Source organism: Streptomyces fulvorobeus, assembly GCF_013167895.1.
Lineage (GTDB): Bacteria > Actinomycetota > Actinomycetes > Streptomycetales > Streptomycetaceae > Streptomyces > Streptomyces fulvorobeus.
Genome location: NZ_BLWC01000001.1, coordinates 509,333 through 530,669 on the forward strand (window position 1 = coordinate 509,333; position 21,337 = coordinate 530,669).

The window sequence follows — 21,337 nt, forward strand, 5'->3', positions numbered from 1 at the left end:
TCCCTGTCCCCGAGGTGCCAGATGACCGCCGTCGTCGAGGGCAAGCCTGCCCGCGCGAACCGTCGCCAGCGAACTACCGGGCCCGGTTCCGGCCCGCTCAACCGTGTCAAGAACTCCTACGATCAGCGCTGGTACGCCTGGGCCATGTGCGTACCCGTGGTCCTCGTCCTGAGTGCCGTCGTCGCCTACCCGCTGGTGCAGGGGGTCTACCTCACCTTCACCGACGCCACCAGCCAGAACGTCGGCCGCACCATCGGCGTCAACCACATCCCCGACAGCTTCTCCTGGGTCGGGCTGAAGAACTACGCCGACGTCCTCACCGGGGCCAACAACCAGTTCTGGCCGCACCTGGTGTGGACGATCATCTGGACGGTGGCCTGCGTCGCCCTGACCTACGCCATCGGCCTGGCCCTGGCCATCGCACTCAACCGCGACATGCGGGCGCGCAGCCTCTACCGGCTGCTGCTCATCCTGCCGTGGGCGGTGCCGACGTTCGTGACCATCTTCGGCTGGCGGCTGATCCTGGCTGACGACGGTGTCGTCAACCAGCTCCTTAGCCTGGTCGGACTGCCCGGACCGTCCTGGCTGAGTGATCCACTGGCGCAGAAGTTCGCCGCGATCGGCGTGAACATCTGGTGCGGGGTGCCGTTCATGATGATCTCCATGCTCGGCGGACTACAGGCCATTCCCCGCGAACTCCACGAGGCGGCGGAGATGGACGGCGCCAGCCCTTGGCAGCGGTTCGTCCACGTCATCCTGCCCGGGCTGCGCCCGGTCAGTAGCACGGTGATCCTGCTCGGTGTGATCTGGACGTTCAACCAGTTCAACGTGATCTTCCTGCTGTTCGGCGGGAACAGCGACAGCGTCCAGATCCTCGTGACCTACGCCTACCGGCTCTTCTTCGGTCAGCAGCCCCAGGACTACGCCGGCTCGGCGACCGTCGGCATCCTGTGCCTGTCGATCCTGGTCGTCTTCACGAGCGTCTACCGCCGCTGGCTCAAGCGCAACGACCAGGGGGTTCTGGCATGACCACCACCGCGACCACATCTCCGGCCGCCCGCCGCCCCGCGCCGGACCGGAAGGCAACCCCGAACCGTCCGCGCGGCGCACGACGCCGCTCCGTCTCCGCCTCGCTGCACGGCTTCCTGATCGCCGCTGCGTTCATCGCCGTCTTTCCCATCCTGTGGATCTTCTACATCTCCCTGGGCCCGGACAAGAACGACTACCAGCACCCCGGCCGCATCCTTGACAACCTGACCCTGTCCAACTACGGACACGTGCTCCAGGACACCGGGTTCGGCACTTGGATGATCAACTCGCTGATCGTCGCCTTCGGGACCATGCTCATCGGCGTCATGATCGCCGCCAGCGCCGCCTACGCCGTCTCCCGGATGAAGTTCCTGGGCCGCGGCTCGCTGATGTACACCTTCCTGCTCACCCAGATGTTCCCCGTAGCCGTTCTGATGGTGCCGCTGTACAAGATCATGGGCAGCATCGGCCTGCTCGACACCTACGGCGGCCTCGTCCTTATCTACTGCTCCACCGCCGTGCCGTACTGCGCGTGGCTGCTCAAGGGCTACTTCGACACCATCCCCGTCGAGATCGACGAGGCCGGGCGCATCGACGGCCTGACCCCTTTCGGGACGTTCTGGCGCCTCATCCTGCCGCTGGCCCGGCCCGGTCTCGCGGTCGCCGCGTTCTACACCTTCCTCACCGCCTGGGGCGAGGTCGCCTTCGCGTCGAAGTTCATGCTCTCGGAAGGCAATTACACCCTCGCGGTGGGCCTGCAGTCCTACATCAGCCAGTTCAACTCCCAGTGGAACTACATGGCGGCGACCTCCGTGCTCATCGCCATCCCCGCCGGCCTGGTGTTCTACGTCGTCCAGAAGCACCTCGTCACCGGCCTCACCGCCGGTGGCACCAAAGGCTGACCCAGCGCCGTTCCAGCCGTTGCCCCGCGTATCCCGTGGCCCTGCTCAGCAGCGAAGCCCCTGCCTGCCGTCGGCGCGCCGCGCGCCACCGTCGTGAGGACCCCACTCCATGACCCAGCACCTGCTTGCTCACCACTCCGTCCCGTCCGCACCGCCCGCTCCCAATGCCGACTGGTGGCGCGAAGCGGTGATCTACCAGGTCTACCCGCGCAGTTTCGCCGATTCCAACGGCGACGGCATGGGCGACCTGCCCGGCATCCGCAGCCGGCTGCCCTACCTGCGCTCCTTGGGCGTCGACGCGGTGTGGCTCTCCCCCTTCTACTCCTCCCCCCAGGCCGACGCCGGATACGACGTCGCCGACTACCGGGTCGTCGACCCGATGTTCGGCACCCTTCACGATGCCGTGTCCCTGATCGAGGATGCCCACGAGCTGGGCCTGCGCATCATCGTCGACCTGGTCCCCAACCACTGCTCGGACGCACACGTCTGGTTCCAGCAAGCCCTGCGGGAGGGTCCGGGATCCCGCCTGCGCGAACGCTTTCACTTCCGCGACGGTCTGGGGCCAGGCGGCGAGCAGCCGCCCAACGACTGGGAGTCGGTCTTCGGCGGTCCCGCCTGGACCCGCACCAAGAACCCGGACGGCACCCCAGGACAGTGGTATCTGCACCTGTTCGCCCCTCAGCAGCCGGACTTCAACTGGGATCACCGGGCCGTCCACGACGAGTTCGCCTCGATCCTGCGGTTCTGGCTCGACCTGGGCGTCGACGGCTTCCGCATCGACGTCGCCCACGGCCTGGTCAAAGCCCCCGGCCTGCCCGACCTGGGCGTCCACAACCCGCTGCACCTGCTGGACAGCGGTGCCGGGCCGTGCTTCGACCAGGACGGCGTGCACGACATCTACCGCGGCTGGCGCACCATCCTCGAGGAGTACGCCGGGGACCGCATCGGCGTCGCGGAGGCGTGGGCTCCCACTCTTCAGCGCACCGCGAACTACGTGCGCCCCGACGAACTGCACCAGGCGTTCAACTTCCAGTATCTGGCCACTTCCTGGGAAGCAGGCCCCTTGCGGCAGGTCATCGACGAGACCCTCGCCACCGTGCGCCACGTCGGCGCCCCGCCCACCTGGGTCCTGTCCAACCACGACGTCACCCGGCACACCACCCGCTTCGCCAACCCACCCGGTCTGGGCACCCAGATCCGCACCGCCGGCGACCGGGAACTGGGGCTGCGGCGCGCTCGCGCCGCTACTCTCCTCATGCTCGCCCTGCCCGGCTCCGCATACATCTACCAGGGGGAGGAGCTGGGCCTGCCCGACGTCACCGACCTGCCCGACGAGGCCCGGCAGGACCCCTCCTACTTCCGGGCCGACGGCCAGGACGGCTTCCGCGACGGCTGCCGGGTCCCCATCCCGTGGTCCGGCACCCAGGCCCCCTACGGCTTCAACGCGGTGACCGGCGGGCCGAGCTGGCTGCCCCAGCCCGCCGAGTGGGCCGAGCTCAGTGTCGATGTGCAGACAGGCGACCCCGCCTCGACGCTTGAGCTCTACCGTGCCGCGCTGACCATCCGCCGCGCCCACCCCGCCTTGGGCGCAGCTGACAACCTGCGTTGGCTGGACAGTCCCCAGGGCGTTCTCGTCTTCGAGCGTCCCACCCCCGATGGCAGGGTCTTCACCTGCACCGTCAACACCACCGATGCACCGGTCCGGCTCACCGTTCCGGGCGAACAGCTCCTCGCCAACGCCCAGATCACCATCAAGGGCACCGAGGCGCTCCTGCCGGGTGATACCACCGCCTGGTGGACCGCCCGCTGAACCGACCGGGGCCCCGCCCCGGCGCCTTCCCGCCCCCTGTACCCCGCGTTCCATCTTCCCGCACCGGGACCGCCCCGCCGGTTCACCTCCGTCCTGCCCACGAGACAGCGAGGTCTCCATGCTTCGTAGACCCCTCCGCGCGCCCCGCCCCGGCCGCCGGTCGATACCCCAGCTCACCGTCACCGCACTCGTCCTGGCCGGCACCACCGGCGCCGCGGGCATCACCCCGGCGTTCGCCGCGGAAGCACCGCCCGCCGCGGTCGCCATCGCCTCCGACTTCGACTCCCAGCTCGGCTGCGCCGGAGACTGGGCGCCCGACTGCGACCAGGCCCAGATGGTGCCCCGTGCCGACGGTGCCTGGTCCCTCACCGCCCGCCTCAAGGCCGGGTCGTACTCCTACAAGGCCGCGCTCGACAAGAGCTGGGCGGTCAACTACGGGCTCAACGCCGTCCAGGGCGGTGCGAACATCCCCCTGAGCATCCCGGCCGGCGGCGCGGAGGTGACCTTCGTCTACGACCCGGTCACCCACTGGGTCACCGACACCCTCAACACCACCCTCGTCACCGCCACCGGCGACTTCCAGAGCGAACTGGGTTGCGTGACGGACGGGGCCGTCGACTGCCTGGCCTCCTGGCTCACCGACCCCGACGGCGACGGCACGAGTACCTTCACCACCGCCTCCCTGCCCTCCGGCACCTACAAGGCCCGTGCCGCCCTGGGGCTGCCCGGCACACCCACCGGGACACAGACCCCGTTCACCGTGGCCGACGACGGTGCGAGGACGACGTTCAGCCACACCGCCTCCTCGCCGGTCCTCAACGTCTACGCGGGCGATCCCAAGCCCAGCCTCGCCCCCCGAGCAGCACACTGGCTCACCGACGACCTGATCGCCTGGGACCTCGGCGACAAACCGGCCGCCGGGACCTACCACCTCGCCGCTGCCCCCGACGGCGGCCTCGCGGCGGGCGGCACCGGCATCACCGGCGGCACCGTCATCCCCCTGACCTACGACTCGGCAGGACTGCCCACCGCGCTGAAGGAGAAGTACCCCCACCTGGCGAAGCTCGGAGCGCTGCGGCTGCCGCGCGCCTGGGCCGCCAAGGCTCCCGATCTTCTCAAGGGCCAGGTCGCCGTCGCCGCCCTCGCCCCGGACGGCACCCTGCGCACCGCGACCGGCCTGCAGACCCCCGGCGTACTCGACGACCTCTACGCCGCACGGGCGAAGAAGGCCGAACTCGGTCCCGTCTTCCGGGGCGCCAAGCCGACGCTTTCACTGTGGGCGCCGACCGCGAAGAGCGTCAGCGCCGAGCTGTACGACACGGCGACGTCCACCGAGCCGCGTCTCGTGGCGATGAAGCTCGACGCCCGCACCGGCGTCTGGTCGGTCCGCGGTGAGAAGAACTGGAAGAACACCTACTACCGGTTCGCCGTGAAGGTGTGGGCGCCCGCCGTCCTGCAGACCGTTACCAACCGCGTCACCGACCCGTACTCGCTCTCGCTGTCCGCCGACTCCCGGCTGAGCCAGATCGTCGACCTCGACGACCCCGCGACCGCGCCACGAGGGTGGAGGGACAGCCGCTCGCCCAAGGCGGTCGCCGCCGGTGAGCAGCAGATCCAGGAACTGCACCTGCGGGACTTCTCGGCCGCCGACGCGCAGGTCCCCGCCGCCGAGCGCGGCACGTACGATGCCCTCACCCACCCGGCGTCATCCGGGTTCAAGCACCTCAAGGAGCTGGCGGGCTCCGGCATCACCTCCGTGCAGCTCCTGCCCGCATTCGATTTCGCCGGCACCGCTGAAAAGCGCGCCGACCAGGCCGCCCCTGCATGCGACCTGCCCTCGATGGCTCCGGACTCCGAGGCGCAGCAGGCGTGCGTGGCCGGCACCCAGGCCACCGACGCCTACAACTGGGGCTACAACCCGCTCCACTTCACCGTGCCCGAGGGCTCCTACGCCGGCGACCCGAACGGCGCCTCGCGCACCGTGGAGTTCCGGCGGATGGTCCAGCGGCTCCACGACAACGGTCTGCGGGTCGTTATGGACGTCGTCTACAACCACACCGCCGCCGCCGGCCAGGACCCGGCCTCTGTCCTGGACCGCATCGTCCCCGGCTACTACCACCGACTGGACGCCACCGGCACCGTCACCCGCGACAGCTGCTGCGCCGACACCGCCCCCGAGCACGCGATGATGAACAAGCTCGTCGTCGACTCCGTCACCACCTGGGCCAAGCAGTACCGCATCGACGGCTTCCGCTTCGACCTGATGGGCCTGGACCCGAAGCAGACCATGCTCGACGTCGACGACGCCCTGGCCGACCTCACCCCCCGCCGCGACGGCATCGACGGGAAGAACATCGCCCTCTACGGGGAGGGCTGGAACTACGGAGTGGTCGCCGACGACGCCCGGTTCGTCCAGGCCACCCAGGAGAACATGGCCGGCACCGGCATCGGCACCTTCAACGACCGGCTGCGCGACGGTGTCCGCGGCGGCGGGATCTCGGATACCGACCCCCGACGCCAGGGCTTCGCCAGCGGCCTGTTCACCGACCCCAACGGGGCCGACGTCAACGGCACCTCGGCCCAGCAGAAGGCCCGGTTGCTGAAGGACATGGACCTGGTAAAGATCGGGCTGACCGGGAACCTCGCCGACTACTCCTTCACCACCAGCGACGGCACCCGGCGCACAGGAGCCCAGCTCGACTACAACGGCCACCCGGCCGGCTACACCGCCTCTCCCGGCGAGGCCGTCAACTACGTCGAGGCCCACGACAACCTGGCCCTGTACGACGCGCTGGCCTACAAGCTTCCGGCGGCCACCACGCCGGCCGCCCGCGCCCGTGTCCAGGCCCTGGCTCTGGCCATCAGCACCCTCTCCCAGAGCCCGAGCATGGCCCAGGCCGGCACTGACTTGCTGCGCTCGAAATCGCTGGACGGCAACTCCTACGACAGCGGCGACTGGTTCAACGCCATACAGTGGGACTGCCGCGCCGGCAACGGCTTCGGGCACGGCCTGCCGCTTGCCGAGTCCAACCGCGGCCAGTGGGACCACGCCAAGCCCTTGCTGGCCGACGCGTCTTTGATCCCGGGGTGTGGCGAGATCGGTGACACCACTGTTCAGTTCCAGCAACTCCTGAGAATCAAGAAGTCCACCCCGCTCTTCGCACTCGGCACCGCCGCCTCCGTGCAGAAGCGCCTGAGCTTCCCGCTCTCCGGCACACCTGGCGAAACCCCCGGAGTCATCACCCAGCACCTGAACGGCCACGGGCTCGACACCTACAAGTCCGTCACAGTCGTCCACAACGCCACTCCCCAAGCACAGAAGCAGACTCTGGAGGGCCTGACAGGCAGCCGGCAGGTGCTGCATCCGGTCCTGGCGCAGGGCGGCGACGCAGTCGTCAAGCAGTCCACGTTCCGCACCGACAGCGGCACGTTCACCGTCCCCGCGCACACGGTCGCCGTGTTCGTCGAGCGGTAACCAAGACCCGGAACAGCCACAACCCAGCCCGGCAGGACAGCGATCCACCGCTGCCCTGCCGGGCCACACGAGCATGCCCGGCCACCCTGTGCGCGCGGCCTGCTTCCCGTCACGGGAATCTCCTGCGCGACGTCTTGACGCCCTCCGCTACACACATTATTAACTTGAGTTAGCAAACAGGTTAAGAGCGCGCGCCCCTGACGCCCCCGAAAAGCACGCGCACCCAAGCCGGCAGTCAACTGCCTTGCCGCACGGCCGCGCCGCCGACGATCAACCGGCACGCCCCCACCCGCTCACGGCCCTCTGACACGGCGGTCGGAGCGGACCCCCTTCGAGGAGGCACCACCATGCACGGCACCTCGCACCCACCCCGGCACCGCAGAACCCGCACCCTGTCCGCAGCCCTCACAGCCGGAGCCCTCAGCCTCGCCCTCGTCCCCGCCCTCAGCGCTCCGGCTCAGGCCGCTGCCCCGACCGCGGTCTCCGTCCCCGGCACGTTCAACAGCGAGATCGGCTGTTCAGCAGACTGGTCCCCCGACTGCTCCCAGGCCCAGCTCACCGCCCGCACCGACGGATCAGGCGCCTGGTCCAAGACCTACACCCTCCCGGCGGGCACGTACGCCTACAAGGCGGCGATCAACAAGAGCTGGTCGGAGAATTACGGAGCCAAGGCCCAGTCCTACGGCGCCGACATCCCCCTGACCGTTCCCGTCGGCGGGAAAAGGGTCACCTTCGTCTACGACCCCGTCACCCACTGGATCACCGACGACATCACCAGCAAGATCGTCACCGTCGGAGGCACCTTCCAGTCCGAGATCGGCTGCGCCGCCGACTGGGCTTCGGACTGCCTCAAGTCCTGGCTCCAGGACATCGACGCCGACGGCACCTACACCTGGAGCACCAACTCCATCCCCGCAGGCACCCATCAGGTGAAGACGGCCATCGGCCAGTCCTGGGACGAGAGCTACGGGCAGGGCGGCAGCCCCTCCGGCGGCAACATCAGCTTCACCGTGCCGCGCGCCGGAGCCACCACGAAGTTCAGCTTCAACAGCACCTCACACGTCCTGAGCGTCGAGACCGAGCCCGGCGGCGAAGAGCCCGCCCCCACGGACGGCACCCTCGGCGCCCTCTACACCCCGGCCAGAACGACCTTCCGCATCTGGTCCCCCGACAGCTCACAGGTCACCGTCACCGTCGACGGCACGAGCCACACCCTTACCCCTGTGACCCTGTCCGGCTACACCGGTGTGTACCAGGCCGTCGTCACCGGAGACCTGAAGAACAAGGGCTACCAGTTCCGCGTCGGCAACAACACCGTCCGCGACCCCTACGCCGCGATGGTCAAACCCGGCACCACCGAAGGCATCGTCATCGACGCGGGCGCCGTCAAGCCCACCGGCGGCTCCTGGGCCCCCACCCCCACCCAGACGAAGCGCGAGGACGCGGTCGTCTACGAGATGAGCGTGCGCAACTTCACCATCGACGCCAGCTCCGGCGTGGACAGCGCCAAGCGCGGCAAGTTCCTCGGCCTCGTCCAGGGCGGCACCACGCACAACGGGACCAAGACCGGCATCGACCACCTCAAGGAACTCGGCGTCACCCACGTCCAGCTCCTGCCGGCCTTCGACTTCAACAGCACCGTACCGAACTGGGGCTACGACCCCCTGAACTTCAACGTCCCCGAAGAGCAGTTCTCCCAGTTCAGCGCAGCCGAGGACCGCATCCGCGAGTTCAAGGACATGGTCAACGAGTACCACAGGAACGGCATACGCGTCCTGATGGACGTCGTCTACAACCACACCGCCAACAAGGACGTCTTCCAGAACATCAGCGGCAAGTACTACCACCAGACCGAACTCTCCGGCACCGGCAACTCCATCGACGACAGCAACCCGATGGTCAGCCGCATGATCCGCGACAGCCTCGAACACTGGGTGAAGAACTACAACATCGACGGCTTCCGCTTCGACCTCCTCGGCGTCCACCAGTACAAGAACGTAGACAACTGGGCCAAGCACCTCCAGTCCACCTTCCCCGACCGCATGCTGCAGATCCACGGCGAACCCTGGAGCGGCGGCGTCAACGACCCCCTCGAAGCCCAGAAGGTCCGCTACGGCACCGTCCCCACCCTCGCCGGCGGACACGTCGGAGTCTTCAACGGCGCCTACCGCGACGCCCTCAAGGGTGGCACCCGCGACCAGAACCTCGGCTACATGGGCGGCTCCGCCTCCAACGCCACCGCCGTCGCCACCGGCATGCGAGGCTCACCCCTTGCGGTGAAGAGCACCAACCCGCTGTCCGATCCCTGGAACCCGGCCTTCGCCTACGACCCCGAGCAGAGCATCAACTACGTCTCCGCCCACGACGACCTCAACCTCTGGGACAAGATCACCTACTCCGGCGTCACCGGAGGCGCCACCGGGCGCGCCGGTCAGATGGACCGCTTCGGCACCGGCATGATCCTCACCTCCCAGGGCATCCCCTTCATCCACGAAGGCGACGAGTTCCTCCACTCCAAGGTCGTCAACGGCGACTACGAAACGGCCAAGAACTCCTACGAGGCCGGCGACAGCGTCAACGCCATCCAGTGGGGCGAGAAGACCGCCAACGCCGCGACCTTCACCTACTACAAGGACGCCATCGCCCTGCGGAAGTCCACTCCCGCCCTGCGCCTGCCTTCCTGGGATGCGGTCAGCAACCAGGTCAGCACCACCGTCAACGGCCAGGTCGTCACCTCCGCGATCAGCTCCAACGCCGCCGCCCCCACCAGCTACGACACCGTCGTGGTCTACAACCCCACCGACCACTCCTCCACAGTGAACCTGCCCGCCGGCTCGTGGAGGAAGATCCTCGACACCACCGGCAAGGTCGACGCCACCGGCAACACCGCCGGGAGCCTCGCCGTCACCGTCTTCAAGAAGAACTGAACCACCGCACCACCCATGCGCCCCGCTGCCGAACCGGCAGCGGGGCGCGGCGCAGTTCCCGCCACCTACGCCACCACAGGTCCACGTTCACTGCTCATGCCCTCATCGTGGCACGCACGGCTCCGGCCCATGGACGACAGAGCCGATCCGGCACCTGCGCCGTATCCGAGATGCCGCCGATCCCCGTCTGGGCTCCAGGCCCCCTTCGACGATACTCACCGCCATTCTCTGAAGGCGCTTTCGTGTGCACGGCCGGCAACTGGCCTCACGGCATGTGAGACGGCGAGGTCAGGCCGAGACGGGCTTGGCCTCCGCATCGGCGCGCCGGCCGGAGTCGAGTACTCCGGCCAGTGAGGAAGCGACGATCAGCAGGGCGAGTACGACGGTCATCGTGAGCCGGAGTCCGACGTGGTCGGCGAGGAGGCCGAGTGCGGGTGGGCCGACGAGGAAGGCGACGTAGCCGGCGGTGGCGACCGCGCCGACCCGCGCCGCCGCGTCGTGCGGGTGGTCGCCCGCCGCGGACAGGGTGACGGGGAAGCCGAGTGACGCGCCCAGCCCCCACAGGACCGTGGCGGCGCCCGCCATCAGCGGGCTGGGCGAGACGATCACCACCACCAGGCCCAGGGCTGCGGTCACGGCGCTGATCCGGACGACCTGGACCCGGCCGAAGCGTGCCAGGAGGGGTCCGCCGGCGAACCGGCCCAGCGTCATCGAGGAGGCGAAAGCCAGGAAGGTAACCGATCCCGCGGTGGCGCTGACGTGGTAGCCGTCCACCATGAGCAGCGGCAGCCAGTCGTTGGCGGCACCCTCCGCGAAGGCCATGGCCAGCACGATCACCCCGATGAGGATGAGCCGCCGGTCCCGCCACACGCGCAGTTGTCCCCGCAGGCCGCCCTGCCGCGAGGAGTTGTCGGAGGCGGCCTCCTTCCCCGTGCCGTGCGGGATGGACAGGACCGCCCGCACGGCGCCGGCGGCGATGAGGGCCGCTACGGCCGTCAGGTGCCATCCGACGGGGAACTCGGCGGCGGTCATCGCCATGCCCAGCAGTGCCCCGAAGACGGTTCCCAGGCTGAAGCAGCCGTGCAGCACCGGCAGGACGGGTCGGCCGATGACGCTCTCGATGGCCGCTCCCTCGATGTTGAACGCGACCTCCGCCAGCCCCATCCCGCCGCCGAACAGGGCCAGTCCGCAGGCGACCCCGCCCGCCAGTGACAGGCTCGTGCCGGCGGCGACGACCAGCAGCCCCGCGACGACGAGCGTCGCACCGGCGCTGATCGTCACCCGGCCTCCGTAGCGGCGCACGAGCGGACCCGAGGCAGTGACCCCGGCCATCGAGCCGGTCGAGAGACCGAACAGGACCAGTCCCATCGCGCCGGTGGACACATCGAGGCCGTCCCTGACGGCCGGTGTGCGGGGCACCCACGAGGCCATGCCTGTGCCGGCGGCCAGCATGAAGAGGAACAGAGCGGCACGCCAGCGGCGCGTAACGGCATCCATGACAGCGGGACCTCAGCAGACGGGTCGAAGGCGGGATGGGGAACGAGAGGTGTACGACCGTACCCTTGGAATGTACGATCGTACTCATGACGGACCACTTCGCAGGAGACCCCCGTACGAACCGCGAGCGGATGCTCGCCGGGGACCTCTACATCGCCGACGACCCCGACATCGTGGAGGCCCAGCGGCGCGCCGTGCGCCTCGCCGCCCGGTATCTGGCGGCATACACCGAGGACCCCGACGCCGCGCAGCCCGTCGTCACTGAGCTCCTCGGCGGCCTCGGCGCCGGTGCGCATATCCGGCCGCCGCTGTACGTGGACTACGGCTCGTACATCACGGTCGGCGAGGACACGTTCATCAACTACAACCTCACCGCCCTGGACGTGGCCCCCATCACCATCGGCCGCGACTGCCAGATCGGGCCGAACGTCCAACTGCTCACCCCCACCCACCCGGTGGAGCCGGAGCCGCGCCGGGACAAGCTGGAAGCGGCCAGGCCGATCACGATCGGCGACAATGTCTGGCTGGGCGGTGGCGCGATCGTGCTGGCCGGGGTGACCATCGGGGACAACAGCGTCATCGGTGCCGGAGCCGTCGTCACCAAGGACGTACCCGCCAATGTGGTCGCGGTCGGTAACCCGGCCCGGGTGATCCGCTCGATCTGACAGCTCTACGCAGAGGAAGCACCGTGGCAACCGGACAGAACGACCCCGAGCGGCGAGAACGCATCATCGCCGCCGCGCTCGACCTGATCGCGGAGGAAGGGGTCGCCGGCACCTCGCACCGCAAGGTCGCCGCCCGTGCCGGTGTGCCGCTCGGCTCGATGACGTATCACTTCGGCGGGATGGACGAGCTGCTGCGAGAAGCGTTTGTACGCTTCTCCGGCAGCATCGTCGCCGTCTTCGAGGAACATCTCGCCGCCGCCTCCACCACCGACGAGGCGCGGGAAGCGGTCGCCGACCTGGTCCACCACCTGTCAAGCGGCAACCAGCGCGAACTCGTCCTCACGCACGAGCTGTACACGCTCGCCGCCCGCAAGCCCGCCTACCGCGAGCTGACCCGGGAGTGGATGCGCCGCAGCCGCGTCGCCCTGGAGCGGCACTTCGACCCGGCAACAGCCCGCCAGCTCGACGCGATGATCGAGGGCCTGTCGATCCACCGCGCCCTGGAAACCGAGCCCCACGACCGAGCCCTGACCGTCGAAGCCATCGCCCGCATCACCCGGAGCCACGGCGCGCGTCCCTGACGCGCACGCCCAAGGCCCCTGGCCGGCCCCCCACCTGACCAGGCGGGGGGCCGGACCGCGTGCGGTACCGCTGCAGGTGAAGGGCGTCCCGCCGATCCGTTCGCGCCGCGGCCGGCGACGGCGGAAGCCCGGCAAGCTCCACGCCGACAAGGGCTACGACTACGCCCACCTGCGGCGATGGTCACGCGAACGCGGCGTCACCCACCGTATCGCCCGCAAGGGAGTCGAGCCCTCGCAACGGCTGGGCCGCCACCGCTGGACCGCCGAACGCACCTGCTTCGGCTACCAGGGCGGCGTCGGCGTTCCGTGTCGCAGTGGCGATCCGGACAAGAGAGAAGATGTGGGCAGCGGCTACCTACAGCCCCCTACAGCGCAGGTCACGGCTTGACGAGGACCTTGAGGCTCTTGTCGGCCATGTCCTGGTAGCTGGCCGGGACACCGTCGAGGTCGGCGGTCGCGCCGAAGACCTCTCCCGGATTGATGGTGCCATCTCGCCCGCCATCGCTGATATCAGCGATGGCGGGAACGGCTATGGCGAACAGGCAGCACGGTGTGGAGCCGACGTGTGTCATGGACGGTGCACCGCTCCGCCCGGCTCCCGAGGACGGGTGCGGCGGGAGCCCGCTCGCCGGAGCGAGCGGGCTCCCGTGCCGGTCACCAGCGGTGGTGGACCTGGGTGCGGACGCGCCGGTCGTACAGGTCGGCGATCGCGTCGAGGACGTGCGGCGGGAGTGCCGGGTCGGCGGCGGCCGCCGCGTTCGCGCGGGCCTGCTCGGGGGAACGGGCTCCTGGGATCACGCTCGTCACGCCCGGCTGCTGGATGATCCAGCGCAGCGCCGTCCGCGCGGGTGTGCTGTCCGCCGCGGCCAGGGCGCTGAACTCGGCGGCCGCTTCGACGCCCGTCGCGAAGTCGACTCCGGAGAAGGTCTCCCCCTGGTCGAACGCCTCGCCGTGCCGGTTGTACGTGCGGTGGTCGTCGGCGGCGAAGACGGTCTCCGAGGTGTACCTGCCCGCCAGCAGGCCGGAGGCGAGCGGAACGCGGGCGATGACGGCGACCCCCGCCTCGGCGGCGGCCGGAAGGACGGCCTCGAGGGGCTTCGTCCGGAAGGCGTTGAGGATGATCTGCACACTCGCAGTTCCCGGCCGTGCGATGGCGGTGAGCGCCTCTGCGCATGTCTCGACGCTGACGCCGTAGGCGGCGATCCGCTCCTCCGCGACGAGGGTGTCCAGCGCGTCGAACACCTCGTCCGAGGAGTACACGGAGGTCGGCGGGCAGTGCAACTGCACCAGATCCAGGACGTCGGTGCCGAGGTTCGCGCGGGACCGGTCGGCCCAGGCCCTGAAGTTGTCCAGCACGTAGCTCTCGGGGACCTGGTCGGCACGACGGCCCATCTTGGTGGCCACGAGGACGTCGGCGTCGGGACGTTCCTTCAGATAACGGCCGATGAGCTGTTCGCTGCGCCCGTCACCGTAGACGTCTGCCGTGTCGAAGAAGGTGACGCCCGCCTCGACCGCGGCGTCGAGGACAGCGATCGCGTCCTCCTCGCGCACGTCGCCCCAGTCCGCGCCGAGCTGCCAGGTGCCCAGTCCCACGACGGAAACGCTTCGGCCCGTCCTGCCACAAACCCGCTGTTCCATGGGAATCATCATAGGACTGATCCTGTCGGCGTCCGGCGGGGCGGTGCCCCTATGCCTTTGGTTGTCTTCGGTCAGCGGAGTCCGCTCCGCACCACCTCCCCGTAGCGCCCGCCCGCACACGCGCCACCAGAACTATGGTGTCCCGCCACATACGCCCCTGACCTGCCCCTTCCTACGGTATGGCGACACAGCAACGTCCCCGCCGAACGTCCGGAAGTGGTACCCATGGCCGCCCCAGCAACCGCTCCCCCGCCCGCCACGAAGCTGCGGCGGATCGTCGCCGCGAGTCTCGTCGGCACCACCATCGAGTGGTACGACTTCTTCCTGTACGGATCGGCGGCCGCGCTGGTCTTCAACAAGCTGTTCTTCCCCGACTCCGACCCGCTCGTCGGTACTCTGCTCTCCTTCCTCACGTACGCGGTCGGCTTCGCCGCCCGGCCCCTGGGTGCTCTGGTGTTCGGGCACTACGGCGACCGGCTCGGGCGCAAGAAGCTGCTGGTGCTGAGTCTGCTGCTGATGGGTGGCGCGACGTTCTGCATCGGGCTGCTGCCGACGCACGCCGCCATCGGCTCCGCCGCACCGGCTCTGCTCACCGTCCTGCGCCTGGTGCAGGGCTTCGCCCTCGGAGGCGAGTGGGGCGGGGCCGTGCTGCTCGTGTCGGAGCACGGCGACGCCAAGCGGCGTGGCTTCTGGGCCTCCTGGCCGCAGACCGGGGCTCCGGCGGGCCAGTTGCTGGCGACCGGGGTGCTCTCCGCGCTGACGGCGCTGATGTCGGAGTCGGCGTTCCTGGCCTGGGGCTGGCGCATTCCCTTCCTGCTCTCGGGTGTGCTGGTGCTCCTCGGCCTGTGGATTCGTCTCTCTGTCGATGAATCACCTGTGTTCAAGGCCGCTCTGGCCCAGGCGTCAGCGCGCGAGGCCACCAGCGCGAAGGCCGAGAAGATGCCTCTGGTCGCCGTGTTCCGCCACCACTGGCGGGACGTGCTGATCGCCATGGGCGCGCGGATGGCGGAGAACATCAGCTACTACGTGATCACGGCGTTCATCCTGGTGTACGCGACGGTGGCGGCGGACATGAGCAGGCAGACGGCGCTCAACGCCGTACTGGTCGCCTCCGCCGTGCACTTCGTGGTGATTCCGTTGTGGGGCGCGCTGTCCGACCGGATCGGGCGCAGGCCGGTCTATCTCGTCGGTGCGGTCGGCGTGGGGTTGTGGATGTTCCCGTTCTTCGCCCTGATCGACACCGGGAGCTTCGGGAACCTGCTGCTCGCCATCACGGTGGGGCTCGTCTTCCACGGTGCGATGTACGCCCCGCAGGCGGCCTTCTTCTCCGAGATGTTCGCGACGCGCATGCGGTACTCGGGCGCTTCCATCGGTTCCCAGTTCTCGTCGGTCGCGGCCGGTGCTCCGGCGCCGCTGATCGCCACCGCGCTGCTCGACCACTACGGCACGGCGACGCCCATCGCCCTGTACGTCATCGCGGCCGCGCTGCTCACCATGGTGGCGATCGTCTGCGCCAAGGAGACCCGCAACCGGGATCTGTCGGAGGTCGGGGCGGAGCCCGGCGGGACACCGGCTCCGCAGGCCGCGGTGACCGCCGACGCCCGCGGCGTCTGACGGACTCCCCCACCGCGCCCGTTCGTGATAACGCGAGGCCGCTCACCACCTCGACGGTGGTGGGCGGCCTCTCACGTGGTGCGCTGGAACCAGGTCGGTCCTTCGGTGAGGGACTGCTTGATCCGGAAGAGACTGAACTCGTTCATCGGCGGCAGCGCGTCGACAAAGAACCAGCCGACCTCGAGCGACTCGTCGTCGTTGACCCGTGCCTCCCCGCCGGTCGCCCGGCAGCGGAACGTGATGTCGAGGTACTGGCACCGGTCGCCGTTGGCGTACTGCACCGGCTTGAGCGCCTGGGTCAGCACCACCCGCTCCGCCACGCAGTGCACGGCCGTCTCCTCATACACCTCGCGTTCGGCGGTCGCCGCGGGCTCCTCCCCCGGCTCGCTGATACCGCCGATGACGGACCACCTGCCGGTGTCGGAGCGCCGTCCGAGGAGCACCCTGCCCTCGTCGTCGAAGACGATCGCGGTGACCCCGGGCAGGAGGAGGAGCTGGTGGCCCGCGGTCGCGCGGATGTCTCGGATGAAGTCGGGAGTGGCCATGCGCCGAGCCTACGTGGCAGTGCCACCGGATTGAGGGGCCTGGGGCCCGGGGGCGGTGGAGCCGCGCAGCCTGCGGGCGCGTACGCCGCGCACCGTGACCCAGCCGAGGCCCGCCACGGCCAGCAGGGCGAGAACTCCCTCGGGCAGCGGACCCATCCGGGTCGCCGGGGTCAGCGAGGACCGCAGCGGCACCTCGTCGACCAGGGCCGCCGGGGTGAACATCTCCGTCTTCTCCACGATCGTCCCGTCCGGCCGGATCACGGCGCTGACGCCGCTGGTGACCGGCACGACGACGGAACGCCCGTGCTCGACGGCCCGTACCTGGCTCATCGCGAGCTGCTGGTACGTCATCTCGCTGCGGCCGAAGGTGGCGTTGTTGCTCGGTACGGCGATGAGCTGCCCGCCGTTCGTGACGGTGTCGCGTACCGCGTCGTCGAACGCCGCCTCGTAACAGGTGACGAGCCCCACCTTCGTACCCGCCAGGTCGAACACGCCGACCTTCCTGCCGGGTCCGAAGTCCCGCTGCACCCGGTCGACGTCCTTGCTGAAGAGGCGGACGAAGGAGCGCATGGGCATGTACTCGCCGAACGGCTGGATGTGACGCTTGTCGTAGGTGGCGACGGGGCCGTCCGCCGGGTCCCACTTGATGAGGGTGTTGCGCAGGGGGCCCGTCTCCGGGGAGAGGACGGCGCCGATGACGGTCGGGACGCCGATCGCCCTGACCGCGTCGTCGATCACGACGCGGGCGTCGGGGTTGCGGTAGGGGTCGAGGTCGGAGGAGTTCTCCGGCCACAGCACGAAGTCGGGCCGGGGGACCTTGCCGGCCGCCACCTCACGGGCGAGCTGTTCCGTGCGGCGGGCGTGGTTGTCCAGGACCGCTCGGCGCTGGGCGTTGAAGTCGAGGCCGAGGCGGGGCACGTTGCCCTGGATCGCGGCGACCGTGGCGGTGCCGTCCTGTGCCGAGGCGTCGACCAGGGGCAGCGTGGCGAACGCCGCCGCCACGGGTACGACGACGGTCGCCGCCGCGGCGGTGGCCGCGGCCCGGCGGACGGTGCCGGTGACGCGTCCCCTACGGATCTGGCGCACCGTTTCGAGGAGTCCGAAGCCGCACAGCACCACCGCGAAGGAGAGCAGCGGGGTGCCGCCCAGTGCCGCGAGCGGGAGGAACACGCTGTCCGCCTGGCCGAAAGCGATCTTCCCCCACGGGAAGCCGCCGAACGGCACACGGGCCCGGAGCGCTTCGTCGAGCGTCCAGACGGCCGCGGCCCAGACGGGCCAGTACGGAAGACGGGTGACGGCACTGATCCCGACGCAGCCCACCGCGATGAAGAGCGCCTCCGCGGCGGCCAGCGCGAGCCAGGGCACCGGGCCGACCTCCTCGCCGGTCCAGTGCAGCAGCGGCAGCATGAAGCCGAGTCCCGCCAGGAGGCCGAGGCCGAACGCGGCCCGCAGCCGACGTCCGAGAAGGACCCAGCCAAGGAGGGCGAAACCAGGCAGCACCAGCCACCACAGGGGGCGCGGCGGGAAACTCGCGTACAGCAGCGCACCGGAGAGCGCGGCAGCGGCCGGGCGGACGAGCCGCGGCCACAGCCTTCGGCCGCCGGAGGCGGGGGCGGGCGGCGGTCCGTCTACGGAGGTGATGGTGGCGCTCACCTGGCGGAGTCTACGGCGGCGGTCCGCGGTCACCGTAGGCCGGGACGGCGGGGTGGAGCCCTGGACGGCGCCGGTGGAGCCGGGTGGAACCTCGCCGCACCGGGTGCTCCTCCGGCAGGACGCCCTGACAAGGGCGAGGGACGACCTGCGGCTGGGCGGTGTGGGCCCGGACCGTTTCGGCGAGCTGAGCCCTACCGTCGGGAACGCCCTGAGCCTCGCTTCGGTGACGGCCGGGCGGGTCCGCTCGCCGGACCGGCCCCGGCGGCGCCCGCTCGGCGAGGACCCGGGCCGCCGGCCGGGTCAACGAAGGGGCGGGCGGCGATACCGGAGGCTCAGGCCCCCGTCGTCCGGGGCCCCGTCGTCGGCAGGTGCAGGCGGTCGCGGATGAACCGTACCGCCGCCTCCGCGTCGTCCACCGTGACCGTGAAGCTCCTCCCGTCGCCCAGCCTCAGCACCACGCCCTCACCCCTGCGCACCACCACGGCCGTGCCCTGCTGGGGGCGCCAGCGGTAGCCCCAGCCGCCCCACTGGCGCGGGGTGACCTCGGGCGCGTACTCCGCGCCCACGACATGCGTGAGCAGGATGCGCCGACGGGGCACGCCCATGTGTCCGCAGCGAACTTCGAGGGCGTCACCGTCCACCCTGACGACCACGTGGACGAAGGCGAGGGTGCCGAAGAGGATGAGCAGTCCAGCGGCGATGCAGCCGATGACGGACATCAGCAGGGGGACGATTCCCGACGTCCAGGCCGAGTCGACGGCGAGCTGGATGCCGAGGGCCACGCACCCGGCGCCCGCCACCGCGAGCAGCCACTGGGCCCGGTTGGTCGCGCGCCCGTGCCAGACCGTGGACGGGGCCTCGCTCGAACCGTGGCTGCCATTTCCGGTGTGGTCCCTCATGTCGAGCAGCGTACGCAGATTCCGCGTGCCGGGGACGGGCCGTGCGCCCGGTCGGGAACCGGCCGGGCGGTCAGCGCACGGGGCTGAGCGCCTTCAGCAGGCGCCCTTGCGCGTAGGCCAGGGCGGCCTCCGGCAGCTCGGCGGGGCGCCCGCTGAGGATGACGGCGAGGGTGCCCGCCCGTTCGGCCGACAGGGGGGCGCCGCCACCGACGCGGCGCAGCGCCTGGGCGGCGACGGCACCGGCTGATCCGTGCAGCGTGACGGGGGGCCGCCCGGCCCGCTGGACGGCGGCGCGGATGCGCTCGGCGACCAGTTCGTAGTGGGTGCAGCCGAGGACGACGGCCCGTACGTCCGATGGGGTGAGGGCCGCCGCCGCCGCGACGGCCCGGTCGATGGCGGCCTCGTCGGCGTGCTGGACGGCGTCGGCGAGGCCGGGGCAGGGCACCTCGGTGACGGCGACGGAGCCGGCGAAGTCACGGATCAGCGCGCGCTGGTACGGGCTGCCGGTGGTGGCCGGAGTGGCCCAGATGGCGACGGGACCGCCGTCCGCCGCCGCCGGCTTGATCGCGGGCACGGTGCCGATGACCGGCAGCCCCGGCTCCAGTGCGGCGCGGAGCGCGGGCAGGGCGTGCACGGAGGCGGTGTTGCAGGCGATGATCAGTGCGTCCGGCCGGTGCCGGGCCGCGGCGCGGGCCACGGCGAGCGCGCGTGCGGTCACGTCCTGCGCCGTACGGGGTCCCCAGGGCATGCCGTCCGGGTCGCTGGAGAGCACCAGATCGGCGTCCGGCCGCAGCCGGCGCACCGCCGCCGCCGTCGGGAGCAGGCCGATTCCGGAGTCCATCAGGGCGATCTTCACCCGGTCACCATAGTCGACACCCCTTGCGGCCCTCCGGAAGTGGGGCACACTTCGGCGGATGAGCGCCGTTGCCTGGATCGCCGTGGGTTCGCTGGTCGTGTGGGTGTGGCTGCTGCTGGGGCAGGGGTTCTTCTGGCGCACCGACCAGCGGCTTCCCCGGCGCACGGACCCCGCGCGCTGGCCGTCGGTGGCCGTGGTCGTCCCGGCCCGCGACGAGGCCGGGATGCTCCCCGTGAGCCTGCCGTCACTGCTGGCGCAGGACTATCCCGGGGAGGCGGAGATCTTCCTGGTGGACGACGGCAGCACGGACGGCACGGGTGATCTCGCGCGCAGGCTGTCCGTACGGTACGGCGGGCTGCCGCTCACGGTGTCCTCGCCCGGCGAGCCCGCGGCGGGCTGGACCGGCAAGCTGTGGGCCGTGCGGCACGGGATCGGCCTGGCCAGGGCCGGCGGGCCGGAGTTCCTGCTGCTCACGGACGCCGACATCGCGCACGAGCCTGACAGCCTGCGGGAGCTGGTGGCCGCCGCGACCACGGGGACGGCGGACGGGTTCGACCTGGTCTCGCAGATGGCCCGGCTGCGGGTGGCCAGCGGCTGGGAGCGGCTGATCGTCCCGGCGTTCGTCTACTTCTTCGGGCAGCTCTATCCGTTCCGCCGGGTGAACCGGCCGGGCTCGGGGACCGCCGCAGCGGCGGGCGGCTGTGTGCTGCTGCGCACCGAGGCAGCCGAGCGGGCGCGCATCCCGGAGTCCATCCGGCAGGCGGTGATCGACGACGTGTCGCTGGCGCGTGCGGTGCGGCGGAGCGGGGGCCGGATCTGGCTGGGACTGGCGGAGCGGGTGGACAGTGTGCGCCCGTACCCCGGCTGGGAGATCTGTGGCGGATGGTGTCGCGGAGCGCGTACACCCAGTTGCGGCACAGCCCGCTGCTGCTCGCCGCGACGGTTCCCGGGCTGGCGCTCGTCTATCTCGGCCCGCCCGTCACGTTCGTCACCGGGCTGCTGACGGGCGGCGCGGTGGCCGCCTGGGCGGGAGGGGCGGCGTGGCTGGTGATGGCGGGGACGTACATGCCGATGCTGGCGTACTACCGGCAGTCGCTGTTGCTCGCGCCCCTGCTGCCGGTCACGGCGCTGCTCTATCTGCTGATGACGGTCGACTCGGCCGTGCAGCACCGCCGCGGGCGCGGGGCGGCCTGGAAGGGGCGTACGTACGCCCGGCCCGAGGCCGCACCGGACCGGTGAGGCGGGC

General features: G+C 70.4%; 15 protein-coding genes and 2 pseudogenes. 10 read left to right on the plus strand and 7 right to left on the minus strand.

All coding sequences use genetic code 11. The features are described from left to right. Window positions 1–21: 21 nt before the first annotated feature. The 5 genes from Sfulv_RS02100 to Sfulv_RS02120 all read left to right on the plus strand — a co-directional run bounded on the left by Sfulv_RS02100 (window position 22) and on the right by Sfulv_RS02120 (window position 10,143). Window positions 22–1,029 carry a carbohydrate ABC transporter permease gene (locus tag Sfulv_RS02100; RefSeq protein ID WP_173310730.1) on the plus strand — a complete coding sequence of 336 codons (1,008 nt, stop codon included), beginning with the start codon at window positions 22–24 and terminating at the stop codon, window positions 1,027–1,029. After that, entirely contained in the window at window positions 1,026–1,931 is a 906-nt protein-coding gene (locus tag Sfulv_RS02105; protein ID WP_173310732.1) for a sugar ABC transporter permease, read from the plus strand. Before Sfulv_RS02100 ends, Sfulv_RS02105 begins: the two co-directional genes overlap by 4 nt. A gap of 109 nt (window positions 1,932–2,040) precedes the next feature. Further along, on the plus strand, window positions 2,041–3,741 hold the full coding sequence (locus Sfulv_RS02110) for a glycoside hydrolase family 13 protein (RefSeq protein ID WP_173310734.1): 1,701 nt from the start codon (window positions 2,041–2,043) through the stop codon (window positions 3,739–3,741). A 118-nt stretch (window positions 3,742–3,859) separates the two neighbouring features. Further along, window positions 3,860–7,216, plus strand: a complete 3,357-nt coding sequence (pulA, locus tag Sfulv_RS02115) for a pullulanase-type alpha-1,6-glucosidase (protein WP_246352992.1) — start codon at window positions 3,860–3,862, stop codon at window positions 7,214–7,216. 347 nt (window positions 7,217–7,563) lie between these two features. Next, the gene (locus tag Sfulv_RS02120) at window positions 7,564–10,143 is read left to right on the plus strand and encodes a pullulanase X25 domain-containing protein (RefSeq protein ID WP_173310736.1); all 2,580 of its coding nucleotides are present in this window, start codon (window positions 7,564–7,566) and stop codon (window positions 10,141–10,143) included. A gap of 288 nt (window positions 10,144–10,431) precedes the next feature. Here the strand turns inward: Sfulv_RS02120 and Sfulv_RS02125 are convergent, their stop codons facing one another. Then, window positions 10,432–11,640, minus strand: coding sequence for an MFS transporter (locus Sfulv_RS02125; RefSeq protein WP_173310738.1), 1,209 nt, complete (start codon window positions 11,638–11,640; stop codon window positions 10,432–10,434). Window positions 11,641–11,726: 86 nt separating this feature from the next. On the opposite strand from Sfulv_RS02125, the gene Sfulv_RS02130 reads away from it, so the two are divergent. From Sfulv_RS02130 to Sfulv_RS30060, 3 genes and pseudogenes are all read left to right on the plus strand, one after another. Further along, window positions 11,727–12,305: a sugar O-acetyltransferase gene (locus Sfulv_RS02130; protein WP_173310740.1), complete on the plus strand. Its 579-nt coding sequence runs from the start codon at window positions 11,727–11,729 to the stop codon at window positions 12,303–12,305. 23 nt (window positions 12,306–12,328) lie between these two features. Then, a complete protein-coding gene (locus Sfulv_RS02135) occupies window positions 12,329–12,886 on the plus strand; it encodes a TetR/AcrR family transcriptional regulator (protein ID WP_173310742.1) in 558 nt (185 codons plus the stop codon). Window positions 12,887–12,962: 76 nt separating this feature from the next. Further along, a pseudogene (locus Sfulv_RS30060) lies at window positions 12,963–13,160 on the plus strand (IS5/IS1182 family transposase); the annotation flags it as partial. A gap of 103 nt (window positions 13,161–13,263) precedes the next feature. Here the strand turns inward: Sfulv_RS30060 and Sfulv_RS02145 are convergent. Continuing rightward, window positions 13,264–13,458 carry a hypothetical protein gene (locus Sfulv_RS02145; protein WP_173310743.1) on the minus strand — a complete coding sequence of 65 codons (195 nt, stop codon included), beginning with the start codon at window positions 13,456–13,458 and terminating at the stop codon, window positions 13,264–13,266. Window positions 13,459–13,540: 82 nt separating this feature from the next. After that, complete coding sequence (locus Sfulv_RS02150) at window positions 13,541–14,533, minus strand: aldo/keto reductase (protein WP_173317526.1); 993 nt, start codon at window positions 14,531–14,533, stop codon at window positions 13,541–13,543. A 216-nt stretch (window positions 14,534–14,749) separates the two neighbouring features. Here Sfulv_RS02150 and Sfulv_RS02155 point away from each other — a divergent pair, with 216 nt between their 5' ends. Continuing rightward, window positions 14,750–16,138: an MFS transporter gene (locus Sfulv_RS02155; RefSeq protein ID WP_173310745.1), complete on the plus strand. Its 1,389-nt coding sequence runs from the start codon at window positions 14,750–14,752 to the stop codon at window positions 16,136–16,138. A gap of 71 nt (window positions 16,139–16,209) precedes the next feature. On the opposite strand, the gene Sfulv_RS02160 is transcribed toward Sfulv_RS02155, so the two are convergent. The 4 genes from Sfulv_RS02160 to Sfulv_RS02175 all read right to left on the minus strand — a co-directional run bounded on the left by Sfulv_RS02160 (window position 16,210) and on the right by Sfulv_RS02175 (window position 20,091). Continuing rightward, complete coding sequence (locus tag Sfulv_RS02160) at window positions 16,210–16,683, minus strand: NUDIX hydrolase (RefSeq protein ID WP_173310747.1); 474 nt, start codon at window positions 16,681–16,683, stop codon at window positions 16,210–16,212. A 9-nt stretch (window positions 16,684–16,692) separates the two neighbouring features. After that, window positions 16,693–18,336: an apolipoprotein N-acyltransferase gene (gene lnt / locus Sfulv_RS02165; RefSeq protein WP_173310749.1), complete on the minus strand. Its 1,644-nt coding sequence runs from the start codon at window positions 18,334–18,336 to the stop codon at window positions 16,693–16,695. A gap of 332 nt (window positions 18,337–18,668) precedes the next feature. Next, complete coding sequence (locus tag Sfulv_RS02170; RefSeq protein WP_173310751.1) at window positions 18,669–19,235, minus strand: hypothetical protein; 567 nt, start codon at window positions 19,233–19,235, stop codon at window positions 18,669–18,671. A gap of 70 nt (window positions 19,236–19,305) precedes the next feature. Next, window positions 19,306–20,091, minus strand: coding sequence for a glutamate racemase (locus Sfulv_RS02175; protein WP_173310753.1), 786 nt, complete (start codon window positions 20,089–20,091; stop codon window positions 19,306–19,308). 58 nt (window positions 20,092–20,149) lie between these two features. Between Sfulv_RS02175 and Sfulv_RS02180 the strand changes: the two are divergent. Then, a pseudogene (locus Sfulv_RS02180) lies at window positions 20,150–21,330 on the plus strand (glycosyltransferase). The last annotated feature ends 7 nt before the right edge of the window (window positions 21,331–21,337 follow it).